The sequence below is a fragment of the Streptomyces sp. NBC_00122 genome (assembly GCF_045160845.1).
In the GTDB taxonomy this organism is placed as follows: Bacteria; Actinomycetota; Actinomycetes; order Streptomycetales; family Streptomycetaceae; genus Streptomyces.
On record NZ_CP108191.1, the window covers coordinates 4,526,691 to 4,544,941 of the forward strand.

Consider the following 18,251-nt stretch of genomic DNA (forward strand, 5'->3'; position numbering starts at 1 on the left):
GGGGATCATGGCCTACCTCGACCACGCCGCCACCACCCCGATGCTGCCGGAGGCCGCCGCGGCGATGACCGCGCAGTTCGCCGCCACGGGGAACGCGTCCTCCCTGCACGCCGCCGGCCGCCGGGCCCGCCGCACCGTCGAGGAGGCCCGCGAGGCCTTCGCCGACGCGATCGGCGCCCGTCCGAGCGAGGTGGTCTTCACCGCCGGCGGTACGGAGGCCGACAACCTCGCCGTCAAGGGCCTCTACTGGGCCCGCCGCGACGCCGACCCCGCCCGGACCCGGGTCCTGGCCAGCCCCGTCGAGCACCACGCCGTGCTCGACGCGGTCCACTGGCTCGCCGAGCACGAGGGCGCCCAGGTCGAGTACCTGCCGGTGGACCACTACGGGCGCGTGCACGCCGACGCCTTCCGCGAGGCCGTCGAGCGCAACCCCGACGACGTGGCTCTGGCCACCGTCATGTGGGCCAACAACGAGATCGGCACCGTCATGCCGGTCCGCGAACTGGCCGCCGTCGCGGGGGAGTACGGGATCCCGCTGCACTCCGACGCCGTGCAGGCCTTCGGGCAGCTCGACGTCTCCTTCGGCGACAGCGGCCTCGCCGCCATGACCGTCAGCGGGCACAAGGTCGGCGGCCCGTACGGCATCGGCGCGCTGCTGCTGGGCCGCGACCAGAGTCCCGTGCCCGTACTGCACGGAGGCGGCCAGGAACGGCACGTCCGCTCCGGCACCCTCGACGTGCCCGCCATCGCCGCCTTCGCGGTCGCCGCCGTCCTCGCCGCCGAGCGGCGCGAGCGGTTCGCCGCCGAGATCGGCGCACTGCGGGACGAGCTGGTCGCCGCCGTCCGCGCGGCCGTGCCGGACGCCGTCCTCGGCGGAGACCCCGACGACCGGCTCCCGGCCAACGCCCACTTCAGCTTCCCTGGCTGCGAGGGCGACTCCCTGCTGCTGCTGCTCGACGCCCAGGGCATCGAGTGCTCGACGGGCTCGGCCTGCACCGCCGGGGTGGCCCAGCCGAGCCACGTCCTGCTGGCCGCGGGCACCGACCCCGAACTGGCCCGGGGCACCCTGCGCTTCTCCCTCGGCCACACCTCCACCAAGGACGACATCGCAGCCCTGGCCGCAGCCATCGGCCCGGCCGTCGAACGCGCCCGTACGGCAGGCCTCAGCTAGGGCTCAGCGGGGGGCCGCCGCGAGTTCCGATCGGACCAGCCCCAGGTAGCGGTCCCAGTCCCAGTGGCTGCCCGGGTCCGTGTGGTCGGCGCCCGGGACCTCGGAGTGGCCCAGGATGTGCGTACGGTCCACGGGTATGTCGTACCTGCGGCAGATGTCGGCGGCCAGCCGGGCCGAGGCCGCGTACATCGCGTCCGTGAAGTCCTGCGGCCGGTCCACGAAGCCCTCGTGCTCGATGCCCACACTGCGCTCGTTCATCTTGCGGTTGCCCGAGTGGAAGGCGACGTCCAGCTCGCGCACCATCTGCTCGACATGGCCGTCCTGGGCCACTATGTAGTGGGCCGACGCTTGGTGCCACGGGTTCTTGAAGGCGTCCACCGAGGACGCGAAGCTGCCCTGCGTGACATGGATGACGATCCGGTCCACCGGGTAGTCGTCGGGCCGGTCCGCCAGCCGCCAGTTCGCCGGCGAGGCCGCCGTCCAGCCCACGCCCGGATGGTCCACCGCGCCCTCTTTTCGCGGCTTGCCCACCCCCGGCAGGAGCCACCAGGCGCGCTGCAGCTCGTCACGGCCGGCGATCGCCGCCACCGTGAAGATCCCCAGACCCCCGAACAGCACCGCCCGGCGCGTCCTGCGCGGCGCCGGCTTCGGTGCTCCGTCGACCTTTCCGCCCTTGCTCCCCATGTGATCCACCCCCCGTACCCCGATAACGCGCTGTGACCCCGCTCGGTTCCCCGTACTCTGGACGGTGCTATGACTGAGAACCTGCCGCGCACCGCCCGCCCCCTTCGCGTCCTCGCCGCCATGTCCGGCGGTGTCGACTCCGCCGTCGCCGCAGCCCGCGCGGTCGAAGCCGGGCACGACGTGACCGGCGTCCACCTGGCGCTCTCCGCGAACCCGCAGTCCTTCCGGACCGGAGCCCGCGGCTGCTGCACCATCGAGGACTCCCGCGACGCCCGCCGCGCCGCGGACGTCATCGGCATCCCCTTCTACGTCTGGGACCTCGCCGAGCGCTTCCGCGAGGACGTGGTCGAGGACTTCATCTCCGAGTACGAGGCCGGGCGCACGCCCAACCCCTGCCTGCGCTGCAACGAGAAGATCAAGTTCGCCGCGCTGCTCGACAAGGCCCTCGCCCTCGGCTTCGACGCCGTCTGCACCGGCCACTACGCCACCGTCGTCCTGAACGAGGACGGCACGCGCGAGCTGCACCGCGCCTCCGACATGGCCAAGGACCAGTCGTACGTCCTCGGCGTCCTGGACGAGAAGCAGCTCGCCCACGCCCTCTTCCCGCTCGGCGACACCCTCACCACCAAGGAAGAGATCCGCGCCGAGGCCGAGGAGCGGGGCCTGGCCGTGGCGAAGAAGCCCGACAGCCACGACATCTGCTTCATCGCCGACGGCGACACCCAGGGCTTCCTCGCGAACCGCCTCGGCAAGGCCGAGGGCGACATCGTCGACGAGGCGACCGGCGAGAAGGTCGGCACCCACGAGGGCGCCTTCGGCTTCACCATCGGCCAGCGCAAGGGCCTGCGCATCGGCCACCCCGCCCCCGACGGCAAGCCGCGCTACGTCCTCGACATCTCGCCGGTGAACAACACCGTCACCGTCGGCCCCGTCGAGGCCCTCGACGTCACCGCCCTGACCGCGATCCGCCCCCGCTGGTGCGGATCCACGGCCGCCGCCGCGGGCACCTACACCGCCCAGCTGCGCGCCCACGGCGGCGAGACCGAGGTCTTCGCCGAGCTCGTGGACGGCGAGCTGCACGTCTCCTTCACCGAACCGGTCCGCGGCGTGGCCCCCGGCCAGGCGATCGTCCTCTACGACGGCACCCGCGTGGTGGGCTCCGCCACCATCGCCACGACCACTCGGGCCGCGGCCGCCGCCGTGTGAGCCCCGCCCCGGGTGCGGGAGCGGGGCGACCCGGACGCGAAGGTGGAAGTGGGGGACGCCGGGGAGCGGAGGGGGACTACCCCCGGTCCTGCCGCCCTGTGCGGTCCCGCTGCTGCTCATGGGAGTCGCCGCGGGTACTGCGGCCGCCGCCCAGTCCGCACCCGCCACCCTGCGGGCCACGTCGGCGAGCGAGATCCTCGCGCTTCGCGAAGTCCCTGTGACCGCCCCCGTGGCCGCCCCCTGACCGCTGCTGGATCCCGGACCGGCTAGGCGTTCGGCTAGGCGACCGTCAGGACGATCTTGCCGGTCGTGCGGCCCTGCTCGCCGATCTCGTGGGCCTTCGCGGCCTGCTCCAGCGGCAGCACCGTGTCGACCAGCGGCTTCAGCAGGCCCTGCTCGACCAGGGCCGCGATCTCCTCCAGGCCCTTCAGGTCCGGCTCCACGAGCACCCAGGCGGCCTGCATGCCCTGCGTGTCGGCCGGGATGCCGTCCGGGCCGGGCAGGGTCACCAGGTGGCCGCCCGGCTTCAGCACCTTCAGGGAGCGCTGCCCGTAGTCCCCGCCGATGGCGTCGATCACGACGTCCACGTCCGCGACCGCGTCCTCGAAGTCGGTGGTGCGGTAGTCGATCACCTCGTCGGCGCCCAGACCGCGCAGCAGGTCGTGCTTGCCCGCGCTCGCGGTGCCGATCACGTACGCGCCGCGGGCCTTGGCGATCTGCACGGCCAGGTGGCCGACCCCGCCGGCCGCGGCGTGCACCAGCACCCGCTGCCCGGCCGAGACCCCGGCGGTGTCCACCAGCGCCTGCCAGGCGGTCAGTGCCGCCAGCGGCAGCGCGGCGGCCTGTACGTGGTCCAGGGAGGCGGGCTTGCGGGCGAAGTGCCGGGCGGGAGCCGCCACGTACTGCGCGTAGGCGCCGGCCTGCTGCGGGAAGCGGGGCATCCCGTACACCTCGTCGCCCACCCGGTGCAGGGTCACGCCCGGTCCGACGGCCTCGACCGTGCCCGACACGTCCCAGCCGACCTGCGGGACCGGCCCCCAGGGAATGAGGGCTCCGGAGGCCCGGGTCTTCCAGTCGACGGGGTTCACCCCGGCCGCGTGGACGCGTACCAGGACCTCTCCCATGCCCGGCTCCGGGCGGTCCAGCTCGGTCTCGGTCAGTACCTCGGGTCCGCCCCACTGGCTGACGACGACGGCGCGCATGTGTTTCTCCTCAGGTGTTGCAGGCGTGTCCGGTGTGTCCGGCGCTGCTCCGGAACCAGCTTCGGCGCCGACGGCAGTCCATGGTGTTGGCCGGACGGCCACCATGTGTCAGGATTTGGCCATGCACCGGATCGCAGTACTGGCCCTCGAAGGCGTCCCCCCGTTCGAGCTCGGGATCCCCTCCCGGGTCTTCGGCAACGCCCTGGACGAGGCCGGGAACCCGCTCTACGAGCTGACCGTCTGCACCGCCGACGGACGGCCCGTGGCCAGCGACGCGGGCTTCACCGTGGGCGTCTCGGCGGGCCCCGAGGCCCTCGCCGCCGCCGATACCGTGATCATCACGCCCACGCACTCCATGGACGAGCTCGCGCAGGGCGCGCCCCTGCCGCAGCCGCTGACCGACGCGCTCGCCGCGATCAGGCCCGGCACCCGGATCGTCTCCCTGTGCACCGGCTCCTACGTCCTCGCCGCCGCCGGGATGCTCGACGGCCGGCCCGCCACCACGCACTGGCTGCACGCGCCCGAGTTCCAGCGCGGCTTCCCGCGCGTCCGGCTCGACGAGGAGGTCCTCTTCGTCGACGACGGCGACATCCTCACCTCGGCGGGCGTGGCGGCCGGCGTCGACCTCTGCCTCTACCTGATCCGCCAGGACCACGGCTCCGCCGTCGCCAACCGCGCCGCCCGGCTGTGCGTCGTCCCGCCGTGGCGGGACGGCGGGCAGGCCCAGTACATCGACCGGCCCGTTCCCGAACCCACCATCGCCACCACCACCGCCACCCGTGCCTGGGCCCTGGAACGCCTCGACTCCCCGATCACCCTGGGCGAGCTGGCCGCCCACGCCCGGATGAGCCTGCGCACCTTCACCCGGCGCTTCCGCGACGAGGTCGGCATGACCCCGGTGCAGTGGCTCACCACCCAACGCCTCGAAGTGGCCCGGCACTTGCTGGAGTCCAGCGACCTGCCGGTCGACCTGGTCGCCCACCGGGCCGGCTTCGGCTCCGCGGGCTCCCTGCGCCAGCACATGCGGACCGCCCTCGGGATCTCCCCGATCGCCTACCGCCGCACCTTCCAGCCGCACAGCCCCGCCCTGGCATGACCTCAGGAGTAATCGCCTCCGACGCCGCGTCCTGACAGGATCTGGCCAACAGCCCGAACCCGCGGGCCGGTTGAAGGGGGAGATCATCATGACCGCATACGCCATCGGACACATCCGCCCCGACACGATGAACGAGGACGTCCTCCGCTACATCGAGGAGATCCAGTCCACCATGGACCCCTTCGACGGCCGCTTCCTGGTCCACGGCAAGGAGGTCGAGGTCAAAGAGGGCCCCTGGCCCGGCACGGTCGTCGTCATCGGCTTCCCGGACATCGACAAGGCCCGCGGCTGGTACGCCTCCGACGCCTACCAGGCCCTCATCCCGCTGCGCACCGACCACATCGCGGGCGAGGTCATCCTGGTCGAGGGCGTCCCGGCCGACTACGACGCCTCGAAGACGGCGGCCGCCCTGCGCGAAGCCGCCGGGCTCTGACCGTGGGCAACCGCTGGGGGAGTACGGGACCAGGCCCTGGAGCGGTGGGCCGGGCCGCGGCGTGACGCGCGGGCCGCGCTGGTCGCGGCGCACCCGCACATCCTGGTCGGTGACGGCTTCGGCCCCGCCGTGGGCGCCGATCCGGCCGTCACCGCCCGCGCCGTGATCGAGGCGGCGTACCGCGAGGCCGCCGACGCCTGACGGGTGCGAGCATGGGCGGTATGGCTACTCACCTGATCACCGGTGCCGGATCCGGCATCGGCGCCGCCGTCGCCGCCCGCCTGCACGCGCGCGGCGACGACCTCGTCCTCCTCGCCCGCGACGCCGGACGCGGCAAGCAGCTCGTCGAGCGGTACCCCGGGGCGCGGGCCCTCGTGGGCGACCTCGCCGATCCCGACCGGCTCTCGTGGGCCTTCTCCAAGCAGCCCGTGCCCGAGCGGATCGACTCGCTCCTGCACATCGCCGGGATCGTGGACCTCGGACCGGTGGGCGAGCTGCGGCCCAAGACCTGGCACCAGCAGCTCAACGTGAACCTGATCGCCCCCGCCGAGGTGACCCGGCTGCTGCTGCCCACCCTGCGCGCCTCGCGCGCCGACATCGTCTTCGTGAACTCCGGCGCCGGGCTCCACGCGCACGCCGGGTGGAGCGCGTACGCAGCCTCCAAGCACGGCCTCAAGGCGCTCGCCGACTCCCTCAGGGAGGAGGAGAAGCCCCACGGCATCCGCGTGACCTCCGTCTACCCCGGCCGTACCGCGAGCCCCATGCAGGCCAAGGTGCACTCGCAGGAGGGCAAGGAGTACGACCCCGCGAAGTGGATCGACCCCGAGTCCGTGGCGACGACCGTCGTCATGGCCATCGATCTGCCGCGCGACGCCGAGGTCAACGACCTGAGCGTCAGGCCCGGCCGATGAGCGCGAGCGCCACCGGCGTCGGTTCGCTGCCCGGGGGCGACGCCCGCGAGGCGGCCAAGACCGTCACCGGTTCCTTCGAGGAGTTCCCGTACCTGGCCGAGCTGCCCGCCCGGGGGCCCGGCGCCGACATGATCGGCCGCTCCCTCGGGCTGCTGGTCGAGATGTACGCGCACGTGGAACCCAGCGGCTGGCGGGTCAGCGACCGCCCCGGGCGGGACACGCGCAGGGCCCGGTCCTGGCTCGGCGAGGACCTCGACGCCTTGGAGGAGTTCACGCAGGGGTACGAGGGCAAGCTCAAGGTCCAGGCCGTCGGTCCGTGGACGCTGGCCGCCGCGCTGGAGCTGCACGGCGGCGAGGCCGTGCTCCAGGACGCGGGCGCGTGCCGGGACCTGGCGGGATCGCTGGCCGAGGGGCTGCGCGAGCACCTGGCGGACGTACGCAAGCGCATTCCCGGCGCCGAGATCGTGCTGCAGTTCGACGAGCCGTCCCTGACCTCGGTGCTGCTCGGCCGGGTGCGGTCCGCGAGCGGCTACCGCACCTACCGCGCCGTGGACCGGCAGGTCGTCGAGGGCACCCTGCGCGAGCTCTTCGCCGTCCATGACGGGGAGGTCGTCGTCCACTCCTGCGCGCCCGAGGTCCCCTTCGGGCTGCTGCGGCGGGCCGGTGCCACGGGCGTGTCGTTCGATTTCTCGTTGCTCACCGAGCGCGAGGACGACGCCATCGGGGAGGCCGTCGAGGGCGGTACGAAACTCTTCGCCGGAGTGGTGGCGGGCACCGACGTCCCGTTGTCAGACCCTGCCGGTAGCGTCATGGGTGTCAGGAAGCTTTGGCGCAGGCTGGGACTGGCCCCGGGGACTCTGGCGGAGTCCGTCGTGGTCACCCCGTCGTGCGGTCTGGCGGGCGCTTCACCCGCCTACGCGCGCGCGGTGCAGGCGCATTGCGTCAGGGCGGCGAGGTCGCTCGCCGACAACCCTGAGTGACGGTCGAGACGGGGCACGGGAGGACACGGCATGGCAGCCGAACAGCAGGACACGGCAGCACCGGCGGCGGTGCGTGAGCAGCACGCGCTGCTGGCCGAGCAGGTCGAGGAGCACCGCTTCCGGTACTACGTGAACGACCAGCCGGTCGTCAGCGACGCCGAGTTCGACAAGCTGCTGCGCTCGCTGGAGGCGCTGGAGGAGCAGTATCCGCAGCTGCGCACCCCCGACTCGCCGACCCAGAAGGTGGCCGGGGCGTACGAGACGGACTTCGCCTCCGTCGAGCACCGGGAGCGCATGCTCTCCCTCGACAACGCCTTCGACGACGAGGAACTGGCCGCGTGGGCCGAGCGGGTGGCCCGGGACGTGAACACCCCGGACTACCACTACCTGTGCGAGCTGAAGGTGGACGGACTCGCCGTCAACCTCACCTACGAGAACGGCCGGCTGACCCGCGCCGCCACCCGCGGCGACGGCCGCACCGGTGAGGACATCACGCCCAACGTCCGCACCATCGCCGAGATCCCGGACCGGCTGAAGGGCGACCGGATCCCGGCGCTCGTCGAGATCCGCGGCGAGGTCTACTTCCCGATGGAGAAGTTCGAGGAGCTCAACGCGCGGCTCGTCGAGGCCGAGGGCAAGCCCTTCGCCAACCCGCGCAACGCGGCGGCCGGTTCGCTGCGCCAGAAGGACCCGAAGGTCACCGCGAGCCGCCCGCTGCACATGGTCGTGCACGGCATCGGCGCCCGCCAGGGTTTCGAGATCGAGCACCAGTCGCAGGCGTACGAGCTGCTCCACGAGTGGGGCCTGCCCACCGCGCAGCACAACAAGGTGGTCTCCTCCCTCGCCGAGGTCCGGGAGTTCATCGCGTACTTCGGCGAGAACCGGCACTCGGTGGAGCACGAGATCGACGGCGTCGTCGTCAAGCTCGACGAGATCGCCCTCCAGGGCCGCCTCGGTTCCACCGCCCGCGCCCCGCGCTGGGCCATCGCCTGGAAGTACGCGCCCGAAGAGGTCAACACCAAGCTCATCGACATCAAGGTCGGCGTCGGGCGCACCGGGCGCGTGACCCCGTACGCGCAGGTGGAGCCGGTGACGGTGGCGGGCTCGGAGGTCGAGTTCGCGACGCTGCACAACCAGGAGGTCGTCAAGGCCAAGGGCGTGCTCATCGGGGACACCGTCGTACTGCGCAAGGCGGGCGACGTCATCCCCGAGATCCTCGGGCCGGTCGTGGACCTGCGGGACGGCAGCGAGCGCGAGTTCGTGATGCCCGCCGAATGCCCCGAGTGCGGGACGGCGCTGAGGCCGATGAAGGAGGGGGACATCGACGTCCGGTGCCCCAACGCGCAGACCTGCCCCGCCCAGTTGCGCGAGCGGCTCTTCTACCTCGCCGGCCGGCAGAGTCTGGACATCGAGAACTTCGGCATGGTGGCGGCGGCCGCGCTGACCGGCCCGCTGGAACCGGCCCAGCCGCCGCTGCTGGACGAGGGCGACCTCTTCGACCTGACCATCGAGCAGCTGCTGCCCATCAAGGCGTACGTCCTGGACCAGGACAGCGGACTGCCCAAGCGGGACCCGAAGACGGGCGAGGAGAAGATCGTCACGGTCTTCGCCAACCAGAAGGGCGAGCCGAAGAAGAACGCCCTGGCGATGCTGGAGAACATCGCGGCCGCCAAGGCCCGCCCGCTCGCCCGCGTCATCAACGGCCTGTCGATCCGCCATGTCGGCCCGGTCGCGGCGGAGGCCCTCGCCCGCGAGTTCCGGTCGATCGAGGCCATCGAGAAGGCCACCGAGGAGGAGCTGACCGCCACCGACGGGGTCGGGGCGATCATCGCGGCGTCCCTCAAGGAGTGGTTCGCAGAGCCGTGGCACCAGGAGATCCTGCGCAAGTGGCGGGAGTCCGGGGTCCGGATGGAGGAGGAAGGTTCCGCCGAGGAGGCGGGGCCGCGTCCGCTGGAGGGGCTGACTGTCGTCGTCACCGGCACTTTGCAGAGCCACACCCGGGACGGCGCGAAGGAGGCCCTGCAGAGCCGCGGGGCCAAGGTCACCGGTTCCGTCTCGAAGAAGACCTCCTTCGTCGTGGTCGGCGACAACCCCGGCTCGAAGTACGACAAGGCCGTGCAGCTGAAGCTCTCCATCCTCGACGACGCCGGCTTCGAGGTGCTGCTGGAGCAGGGCCCGGACGCGGCCCGGGAGGCGGCGCTCGCGGTGGACGGCGACGGCGGAGCGGAGTAAGACCTCGGTAGGGGCAACCGGCCGACAGGCCCGACGGGAGTAGCGAAGGCGAACGGATGCGTGGGGTGCGGCCGTACGGGCGGGCGCACGCCAGGCGCGACGGACGGTGGTAAACGGCTGGTACAAGCCTGGTGGCAGGGCGGTGACCTGTCGGATCATCGGATGGGTGACCAGGGGGTCCTGGTTCAAACTCACCCGTTCGGCGGATACCGTACTGATGAGGATGGCCGGGTCGCATTCGGGCAACCACCGCCGACCGCTGCCCCTGGGCCCCTCTCGCGTCCTACTGTTGAGGGGTGCGCCCCTCGTGCACGGCTGCAGGATGCGATTCCAGCCGTGGTGGCACGACAACGGGGCCATTGCGTGACATCGGCATCGCCGGCTGTGAGAGGGACGGGCATGAAACCCACCGAGAGCGCCGACCCGTCACATGAATTCGGCGGGGACATCCCGTCCATGCGGGCGGGGCGGATGGGTGTCCTGGGGTCCAGGACACCGGAGACCCGGCCGCTCACGGCCGGCGGGCCCGGAGTGGGACGGCGCGGCGTGCTGTCCTTCGCCGTCGTGGGCCTGTCCGTCGTGGTGCTCGCGGCCGGGATCGCCTCCTCCCTGACCCGCCGTCATGTCCTGTTCCCCGGTGGCGCGGTGGGCTGGGCGCTCGCCCTGCTCACCGGTATCATCGTCGGCCACCTCGTCGCGCTCGGCCGCGACCGCTGGTGGGGCGGCACCGGATCGGGCGCCGCACTCACCCTCGGCGTGCTCATCCTCTACGGGTGGGTGCCCGCCGGCCTCGTCTCGCTGGCGGTGGTCTCCCTGGTCGGAGCCGCCCGCCGGCACCGCTGGCGGCAGGGCCTGCTGCACGGCTCCGTGGACATCCTCGGCATCGGCGCGGGAGCCCTCGTACTCGCCGCCTTCGGCGAGGCCCCGTCCGTCGAGACCCCCTGGAACCCCACCACCTGGGGCCTGGACGCGGTGCCCGAGGTCGTCCTCGTCGCCGTCGCCTACCTGCTCTCCACCAGGGTCCTGCTGCGGATCGCGCTGGCCCCGCGCGGCGGCGGCCTGCCCACGGTCGCCCGTACGGCCCTGATCCGGCAGGCTTTAGTAGCCGTCGCCCTGCTCGGCATCGCCCCGCTGATCTGCGTCGTCGCGGTCACGCAGCCGGTGCTGCTGCCGCTGTTCGCCGTACCGCTGATCGCGCTCGACTCCACCCTGTGGATCGCCCGGGCACGCGCCGAGGAGCAGCTGCGGGATCCGCTGACCGGGCTGCCGAACCGGCAGTGGCTGCTGGAACGGGCCTGGAGCGCCCTGGACGAGGCCGAACGTTCGGGCACTCGGGCAGCTCTTGTACTGATCGACCTGGACCGCTTCCGCGCGGTCAACGACACCCTGGGCCACCTCGCGGGCGACCGGCTGCTCCTCCAGATCGCCGACCGGCTGCGCCAGGCCCTGCCCGAGGAGGCCGAGGCGGCCCGGCTCGGCGGTGACGAGTTCGCCGTGCTGCTCCCCGTCGCCGACTCCACCACCAGCGCCCAGCGGATCGCCCGCCACCTGGTCGCGGAGCTCAGCTCCCCGCTGGACCTGGACGGCCTCACCCTCGTCCTGGAGGCCAGCGCCGGCCTCGCCGTCTTCCCCGACCACGCGCTGGACGCGGAGGGGCTGCTGCGGCGCGCGGACGTGGCGATGTACCAGGCGAAGCGCGACCGCACGGGCGTGGAGGTGTACGAGTCCAAGCGGGACAGCAACACGCCCGACCGCCTGGGCCTCCTCGGCGATCTCCGCCGGGCCCTCGACGCCGGTGAAGTGGAACTCCACTACCAGCCCAAGGTTCGCTTCGACGGGCAGGTCGCAGGGCTCGAAGCCCTGGTGCGCTGGGTGCATCCGGAACGCGGGCGGGTGTCCCCGGACGAGTTCATCGCGATCGCCGAGACCTCCGGCCTGATGCCGCACCTGACGGAGTACGTCCTGGAGACGGCCCTCGCCCAGGCGGCGCGCTGGCGGGCCCAGGGCCTGAAGGTCCCGGTGGCCGTCAACGTCTCGCCGCGCGACGTCCACACCCCGGGGTTCGCGGGAGCGGTGGCCGCGAGGCTGGCCCGGCACGGGGTCCCGGCGAGCGGCCTCCAGCTGGAGATAACCGAACACGTGCTGCTGGAGGACCCCCAGCGGGCGGCGGACACCATGGCGGGGCTCACCGGCCACGGCGTGAAGATGTCCCTGGACGACTTCGGCACGGGGTACTCCTCGCTGGTCCACCTGCGCCGCCTGCCGGTCAGCGAGCTGAAGATCGACCGGTCCTTCGTCGGGCGGCTCGCCGTCGACGCGCAGGACGCGGAGATCGTCCGCTGCACGGTGGACCTGGCGCACTCGCTGGGCCTGCTGGTCGTGGCGGAGGGCGTGGAGGACGACGAGACGTGGGAGCGGCTGCGGGACCTGGGCTGCGACGCGGTGCAGGGCTGGCTGGTCGCCGCCGCGATGCCGCCGCAGGAGGCCACCGCCTGGCTGCTGGCGCGCGGCGAGCGCGGCTGGCGCCGCCCGGCCGACATCTCGGCGGAGCTCGCGGCCGCGGAGGCCGACGCGGTCTGACCGCGGCCGGCCGCGGCGCCGTTGCCGGGCTCCGCCCCGGACCCCGGGCGGACCCCGGGCGGAGCCCGGGAAGCCCCGTGCGGCGGGCCCGCGCCCAGCCTCGTGGCGGCATCAGCGCAAACCGTTTCGTGGGTCGGGGGCAGGGCCCCATAGGATTGGGTCCGAAAAGAAACATCCACCCACCCCCAGAGGATCGCTGCATGCCTGGCATTACGCGCGAGGAGGTCGTCCACCTCGCTCGGCTGGCGCGCCTTGAGCTGTCCAGCAACGAGCTGGATCACTTCGCCGGACAGCTCGGCGACATCATCGGCGCGGTCGCCCGCGTATCCGAGGTCGCCGACCAAGACGTCCCGCCGACCTCCCACCCGCTGCCCCTGACGAACGTCATGCGCGCGGACGAGGTCCGTCCCTCGCTCACCCCCGAGCAGGCGCTCTCCGGCGCTCCCGCCCAGGAGCAGCAGCGATTCAAGGTGCCGCAGATCCTGGGGGAGGACTAACAGCCATGACCGACATCATCAAGCTCACGGCCGCCGAGACCGCCGAGAAGATCGCCTCCGGCGAGCTCACGGCCGTCGAGGTCACCGAGGCCCACCTGGCCCGCATCGACGCGACCGACGAGAAGGTCCACGCCTTCCTGCACGTCGACCGCGAAGGCGCGCTCGCCCAGGCCCGCGCCGTCGACGCCAAGCGCGCGGCCGGCGAGAAGCTCGGCCCGCTGGCCGGCGTGCCCCTCGCCCTCAAGGACATCTTCACCACCGTCGGGGTCCCGACCACCGTCGGTTCGAAGATCCTCGAAGGCTGGATCCCGCCGTACGACGCCACCCTGACGCGCAAGCTGAAGGAAGCCGACGTCGTCATCCTCGGCAAGACCAACATGGACGAGTTCGCCATGGGGTCCTCCACCGAGAACAGCGCCTACGGGCCCACCGGCAACCCGTGGGACCTCACCCGGATCCCCGGCGGCTCCGGCGGCGGCTCCGCGGCCGCGCTGGCCGCCTTCCAGGCCCCCCTCGCCATCGGCACGGACACCGGCGGTTCCATCCGCCAGCCCGCCGCCGTCACCGGCACGGTCGGCGTGAAGCCCACGTACGGCGGCGTCTCCCGTTACGGCATGGTGGCCTTCTCCTCCTCCCTCGACCAGGGCGGTCCCTGCGCCCGTACGGTCCTGGACGCGGCCCTCCTCCACGAGGTCATCGCCGGTCACGACCCGCTCGACTCCACCTCCATCGACGCCCCGGTCCCGCCGGTCGTCGAGGCCGCCCGCAACGGCTCCGTCGCCGGCATGCGCGTCGGCGTGGTCAAGCAGTTCGCCGGCGAGGGCTACCAGGCCGGTGTCGTCCAGCGCTTCAACGAGTCGGTGGAGCTCCTGGGCGAGCTCGGCGCCGAGATCGTCGAGCTGGACTGCCCGTCCTTCGACCTCGCGATGGCCGCGTACTACCTGATCGCGCCGTCCGAGTGCTCCTCGAACCTGGCCCGCTTCGACGCCATGCGCTACGGCATGCGCGTCGGCGACGACGGCACCAAGTCCGCCGAGGACGTCACCGCCCTGACCCGCGAAGCCGGCTTCGGCGACGAGGTCAAGCGCCGCGTCATCCTCGGTACGTACGCGCTCAGCTCCGGCTACTACGACGCGTACTACGGCTCCGCCCAGAAGGTCCGCACGCTCATCACCCAGGACTTCGAGAAGTCCTTCGAGAAGGTCGACGTGATCGTCTCCCCGACGACCCCGACCACCGCCTTCCCGATCGGTGAGCGCACCGACGACCCGCTCGCCATGTACCTCGCGGACCTGTGCACCATCCCGACCAACCTGGCCGGCAACTCCGCCATGTCGCTGCCCTGCGGCCTGGCGCCGGAGGACGGTCTCCCGGTCGGGCTGCAGATCATCGCCCCCGCGATGAAGGACGACCGGCTCTACAAGGTCGGCGCCGCCGTAGAGGCCGCCTTCGTCGCGCGCTGGGGTCACCCGCTGCTTGAGGAGGCACCGTCGCTGTGAGCACCAGTGCACTGTCCAAGGCCAAGGGCTTCAAGAAGTCCAAGACCGGCACCTACCTGTCGATCGGCACCACCGCCTTCGGCGCCATCGGCGTGATCAAGCAGGTCAAGAAGGCCCGCAGCGAGCACGACATGCTGAAGCTGGTCGACGCCGCCGTGTCCGCCGCCGCCATCGTCACCGGCCTCGCGATCCTGTACCGCGAGCTGAAGCGCCTGGGCGACGACGACGTCCTGCTGGGCTGAGAGGGAAAGTTTCACCGTGACCACCTTCACCGAACTGCTCTCGTACGAGGACGCTCTCGCCTCGTTCGACCCCGTCATGGGCCTTGAGGTCCATGTCGAGCTCGGCACCAAGACCAAGATGTTCTGCGGCTGTTCCACCGAGCTGGGCGCCGAGCCCAACTCGCAGACCTGCCCCACCTGCCTCGGTCTGCCCGGCTCCCTGCCGGTCGTCAACGCGATCGGCGTCGAGTCCGCCATCAAGATCGGCCTCGCGCTGAACTGCGAGATCGCCGAATGGTGCCGCTTCGCCCGGAAGAACTACTTCTATCCGGACATGCCGAAGAACTTCCAGACCTCTCAGTACGACGAGCCCATCGCCTTCAACGGCTTCCTGGACGTCCAGCTGGAGGACGGCGAGATCTTCCGCGTGGAGATCGAGCGCGCCCACATGGAGGAGGACACCGGCAAGTCGCTGCACGTCGGCGGCGCCACCGGCCGTATCCACGGCGCGTCCCACTCCCTGCTGGACTACAACCGCGCCGGCATCCCGCTCATCGAGATCGTCACCAAGCCGATCGAAGGAGCGGGCGAGCGCGCCCCCGAGGTCGCCAAGGCGTACGTCGCCGAGCTGCGCGAGGTCATCAAGGCGCTCGGCGTCTCCGAGGCCCGCATGGACAAGGGCCAGATGCGCTGCGACGTGAACCTGTCGCTGCGCCCGACCCCCGAGTCCGAGTTCGGCACCCGCAGCGAGACCAAGAACGTCAACTCGCTCCGGTCGGTCGAGCGCGCGGCGCGCTTCGAGATCCAGCGCCACGCGGCCGTCCTGCAGTCCGGCGGCACGATCGTGCAGGAGACCCGTCACTTCCACGAGGAGGACGGCTCCACCACCTCCGGCCGCATCAAGGACAACGCCGAGGACTACCGGTACTTCCCGGAGCCCGACCTGGTCCCCGTGGCCCCGGCCCGCGACTGGGTCGAGGAGCTGCGCGCCGGCCTCCCCGAGATGCCGCGCGTGCGCCGCAACCGGCTCCGCGAGGAGTGGGGCGTCACCGAGCACGACATGCAGTCGATCCTCAACGCGGGCGCGGTGGACTCCATCGTCGCCACGATCGAGGCGGGTGCCGACTCGGCCGCCGCGCGCAAGTGGTGGATGGGCGAGCTGGCGCGCAACGCCAACGAGCAGGGCGTCGGCGTCGACGAGCTGCCGGTCACCCCGGCCCAGGTGGCCCGGGTCGCGGCGCTGGTCGCCGACGGTTCGCTCAACGACAAGCTCGCCCGCAAGGTGTTCGAAGGCGTCCTCGCGGGCGAGGGCAGCCCGGACGAGGTCGTCGAGAAGCGCGGCCTGAAGGTCGTCTCGGACGAGGGCGCGCTCGGCGCGGCCGTGGACGAGGCCATCGCGGGCAACGCGGCCATCGCGGACAAGATCCGCGGCGGCAAGATCGCCGCCGTCGGCGCGCTGGTCGGCGCGGTCATGAAGACCACCCGCGGCCAGGCCGACGCCGCGCGCGTCAAGGAGCTCATCCTGGAGCGCCTGGGCGTCTCCGAGTAGCAGCCCCTGTCGCATGGCAGGGCGGCCCCGCACCGGATCCCGGTGCGGGGCCGTCGGCGTATCCGGTCAGCGGGTGAGCTGCGGGGCGGCGATGACGACGGTGCCGTTGTTGCAGCCCATGTCGACCTTGACGCGCAGCCGCAGGGCCCCGGTCACGTCCACCGACTGGGTGACGGGCTTGCCGAGTTCGACGAGTTCGGAGAAGGCGGCGGGCTTGCCGTCGAGGGCGATGGTGACCCGGCCCTTCTGGTTCGTGGAGCCGTCGTCGATCCCGGCGGTGAACTCCAGGTGCTTCCACTCGCGGTTGAGGTCGAACTCCGTGATCGCCTCGTCGTTGCAGTCGGGCTCCGCGATGAAGGCGGTCCCGTACTGCTTGGTGTTGATCTTCGCCGAACCGATCCTGAAGTTGCCCAGACCCGATACGGGTGCCATGACGGTCAGATCGGCGGCCTTGATGTCCGGAGCGAAGCCCGAGGGCGATCTGGACCCCGTCGCACCGGGCTCGGCGGACGGGCCGTCGCTGCTCCCGCCGCTGTCGCTGACCGACGGGGACGGGGTCGGGGAGTCCGACTCCGTCGGGTCCGCGGAGGGGCTGGGTCCGGCGGACTGCTTGCTGTCCGTGGCCCGGCCGGCCGCCTTGTCCTTGTCACCGAGCAGCCGTACGCCGAGCACCGCGAGCGCCGCCAGGACCACCACGGTGGCCGCCGAGCCGAGGATCAGGGCGGTCCGGCGCTTCCTGGGGCGGGGCGGCTCCGGGGCCGGGGCCGTGGGCGGCGCCAGGTTGTACGTCGGCCCGTACCCGGTGGGCACCGTCGCGGGCAGGGCCTCGGGCAGGGGCTCCGGTACGGGGACGGGCGCCGGTGCCGGTGCCGGTGCCGGCGCGGGCGTCGGGGACGCCGGGGCGTACGCGGGCGGCGGCGGCACGTGCGGAGTCGGAGCCGCCGCGGGCTTCGCCGGGGCCGCGTCCTGCACCGCCCGCTGCGAGGTGGAGGAGGCGGTCGTGGACACGACCGCGTGGCGGACGTCCTTCATCCAGCCGGACAGGCTCACCGGCCGCTCGGCGGGATCGCCCGCGCAGATGGAGGTGATCCGGGCCCGCTGCCCGGCGTCCAGCACGGCGAGCTGCGGGAGCGCGGCCATCGCCCGGGCCAGCTGGTCCGGCGAATTGGGCGGGGACTCACCGCTCAGCATGAAGTACGCGATCGCCCCGAAGGCGTACCGGTCCGTACCCGGGGTGCGCTTGCCGTCGAAGACTTCGGGGGCCGCGTAGCCCGGGGTGAACCAGACCTCCGCCGTCTGGTGGTCGGCGGTCAGCTTGCTGAGGCCGAAGTCCACCAAGGTGGCCTGCCCGTGCGCGTCGACCATCACGTTGCCGGGGGACAGGTCTCCGTGGATCACCTGGCGCCCGGACGGCGTGGCCTTCCCCGAGTGCAGCCAGTCCAGTACGTCGGCCAGCTGCTCCAGCGTGCGCATCACCTCACGACGCTCGGCGGCGGTGGCGAGCGTCCGCTCCGCCCGCCAGTCGCGCAGGTCGAGCCCGTCGACGTGGTTCATGACGAGGACGAGCGCCCGCCCCGTCAGGGTCGAGGACTCGCCGGGCCGGTGGATCGGCGGCCCCTCGAAGTGCTCCCGTACGCCGACCACACCGGGCCGGTGGACGAACCGCAGCAGCTCGGCCTGCTCGTTCCACTTCTGGCTGATGCGATCGAAGATGTCCGGCGTGATGGTCGTCTTGGAGTCGAGCACCTTGACGACCACGGGCTCGGATCCGCCGGCGAGCTCGAGCTCCGCGAGGTAGAGCACGGCCTCCCCGCCGCGCCCGATCGACCGGAGCAAGCGGTAGCGGTCCGCCGCCGAGTCCGGCCCGATGTGCAGGTTCTGGCTGGTCAATTTCCCCCCAGCGCCAGTGGTTTGATTGGGGATCAGCTTCCAGCCGTCGGGCGTGCGGGGTCAATGGGAATCGGGATCCCCGTTAGGGTGACGGCATGGG

General features: G+C 72.2%; 16 protein-coding genes. 13 read left to right on the top strand and 3 right to left on the bottom strand.

Annotated features, from left to right (window positions below; all coding sequences use genetic code 11):
- Nucleotides 1-7 precede the first annotated feature (7 nt).
- Nucleotides 8-1,171 carry a cysteine desulfurase family protein gene (locus OG737_RS21620; RefSeq protein ID WP_405678439.1) on the top strand — a complete coding sequence of 388 codons (1,164 nt, stop codon included), beginning with the start codon at nt 8-10 and terminating at the stop codon, nt 1,169-1,171.
- 3 nt (nt 1,172-1,174) lie between these two features.
- Here OG737_RS21620 and OG737_RS21625 read toward each other — a convergent pair whose 3' ends face one another.
- Nucleotides 1,175-1,855: an N-acetylmuramoyl-L-alanine amidase gene (locus OG737_RS21625; RefSeq protein ID WP_328927783.1), complete on the bottom strand. Its 681-nt coding sequence runs from the start codon at nt 1,853-1,855 to the stop codon at nt 1,175-1,177.
- A gap of 69 nt (nt 1,856-1,924) precedes the next feature.
- Here OG737_RS21625 and mnmA point away from each other — a divergent pair, with 69 nt between their 5' ends.
- Complete coding sequence (gene mnmA, locus OG737_RS21630; RefSeq protein ID WP_328927784.1) at nt 1,925-3,061, top strand: tRNA 2-thiouridine(34) synthase MnmA; 1,137 nt, start codon at nt 1,925-1,927, stop codon at nt 3,059-3,061.
- Nucleotides 3,062-3,179: 118 nt separating this feature from the next.
- Nucleotides 3,180-3,305 (top strand): hypothetical protein, encoded by a 126-nt coding sequence (locus tag OG737_RS21635; RefSeq protein WP_328927785.1) that lies wholly within the window; start codon nt 3,180-3,182, stop codon nt 3,303-3,305.
- 34 nt (nt 3,306-3,339) lie between these two features.
- On the opposite strand, the gene OG737_RS21640 is transcribed toward OG737_RS21635, so the two are convergent.
- Complete coding sequence (locus tag OG737_RS21640) at nt 3,340-4,263, bottom strand: NADP-dependent oxidoreductase (protein ID WP_405921871.1); 924 nt, start codon at nt 4,261-4,263, stop codon at nt 3,340-3,342.
- Nucleotides 4,264-4,384: 121 nt separating this feature from the next.
- On the opposite strand from OG737_RS21640, the gene OG737_RS21645 reads away from it, so the two are divergent.
- The 10 genes from OG737_RS21645 (at nt 4,385) to gatB (ending at nt 16,261) form a co-directional block, all read left to right on the top strand.
- Nucleotides 4,385-5,359, top strand: coding sequence for a helix-turn-helix domain-containing protein (locus tag OG737_RS21645; protein WP_328927787.1), 975 nt, complete (start codon nt 4,385-4,387; stop codon nt 5,357-5,359).
- Nucleotides 5,360-5,447: 88 nt separating this feature from the next.
- Nucleotides 5,448-5,792 (top strand): DUF1330 domain-containing protein, encoded by a 345-nt coding sequence (locus tag OG737_RS21650; protein ID WP_328927788.1) that lies wholly within the window; start codon nt 5,448-5,450, stop codon nt 5,790-5,792.
- A 221-nt stretch (nt 5,793-6,013) separates the two neighbouring features.
- Nucleotides 6,014-6,703 carry an SDR family oxidoreductase gene (locus tag OG737_RS21655; protein WP_328927789.1) on the top strand — a complete coding sequence of 230 codons (690 nt, stop codon included), beginning with the start codon at nt 6,014-6,016 and terminating at the stop codon, nt 6,701-6,703.
- Nucleotides 6,700-7,683 carry a methionine synthase gene (locus OG737_RS21660; protein WP_405921872.1) on the top strand — a complete coding sequence of 328 codons (984 nt, stop codon included), beginning with the start codon at nt 6,700-6,702 and terminating at the stop codon, nt 7,681-7,683. The genes OG737_RS21655 and OG737_RS21660 overlap by 4 nt, the downstream gene beginning before the upstream one ends.
- A 30-nt stretch (nt 7,684-7,713) precedes the next feature.
- Nucleotides 7,714-9,915, top strand: a complete 2,202-nt coding sequence (ligA, locus tag OG737_RS21665) for an NAD-dependent DNA ligase LigA (RefSeq protein ID WP_328927791.1) — start codon at nt 7,714-7,716, stop codon at nt 9,913-9,915.
- A 399-nt stretch (nt 9,916-10,314) separates the two neighbouring features.
- Entirely contained in the window at nt 10,315-12,495 is a 2,181-nt protein-coding gene (locus OG737_RS21670) for a putative bifunctional diguanylate cyclase/phosphodiesterase (RefSeq protein WP_405678429.1), read from the top strand.
- Between the two features lie 200 nt (nt 12,496-12,695).
- Nucleotides 12,696-12,992: an Asp-tRNA(Asn)/Glu-tRNA(Gln) amidotransferase subunit GatC gene (gatC, locus tag OG737_RS21675; protein WP_030010586.1), complete on the top strand. Its 297-nt coding sequence runs from the start codon at nt 12,696-12,698 to the stop codon at nt 12,990-12,992.
- A gap of 5 nt (nt 12,993-12,997) precedes the next feature.
- The gene (gene gatA, locus OG737_RS21680) at nt 12,998-14,491 is read left to right on the top strand and encodes an Asp-tRNA(Asn)/Glu-tRNA(Gln) amidotransferase subunit GatA (protein WP_328927792.1); all 1,494 of its coding nucleotides are present in this window, start codon (nt 12,998-13,000) and stop codon (nt 14,489-14,491) included.
- The gene (locus tag OG737_RS21685; protein ID WP_328927793.1) at nt 14,488-14,733 is read left to right on the top strand and encodes a hypothetical protein; all 246 of its coding nucleotides are present in this window, start codon (nt 14,488-14,490) and stop codon (nt 14,731-14,733) included. The genes gatA and OG737_RS21685 overlap by 4 nt, the downstream gene beginning before the upstream one ends.
- A 16-nt stretch (nt 14,734-14,749) precedes the next feature.
- On the top strand, nt 14,750-16,261 hold the full coding sequence (gene gatB / locus OG737_RS21690; RefSeq protein WP_328927794.1) for an Asp-tRNA(Asn)/Glu-tRNA(Gln) amidotransferase subunit GatB: 1,512 nt from the start codon (nt 14,750-14,752) through the stop codon (nt 16,259-16,261).
- Between the two features lie 66 nt (nt 16,262-16,327).
- On the opposite strand, the gene OG737_RS21695 is transcribed toward gatB, so the two are convergent.
- Nucleotides 16,328-18,151 (bottom strand): protein kinase domain-containing protein, encoded by a 1,824-nt coding sequence (locus OG737_RS21695; RefSeq protein WP_328927795.1) that lies wholly within the window; start codon nt 18,149-18,151, stop codon nt 16,328-16,330.
- Nucleotides 18,152-18,251 lie beyond the last annotated feature (100 nt).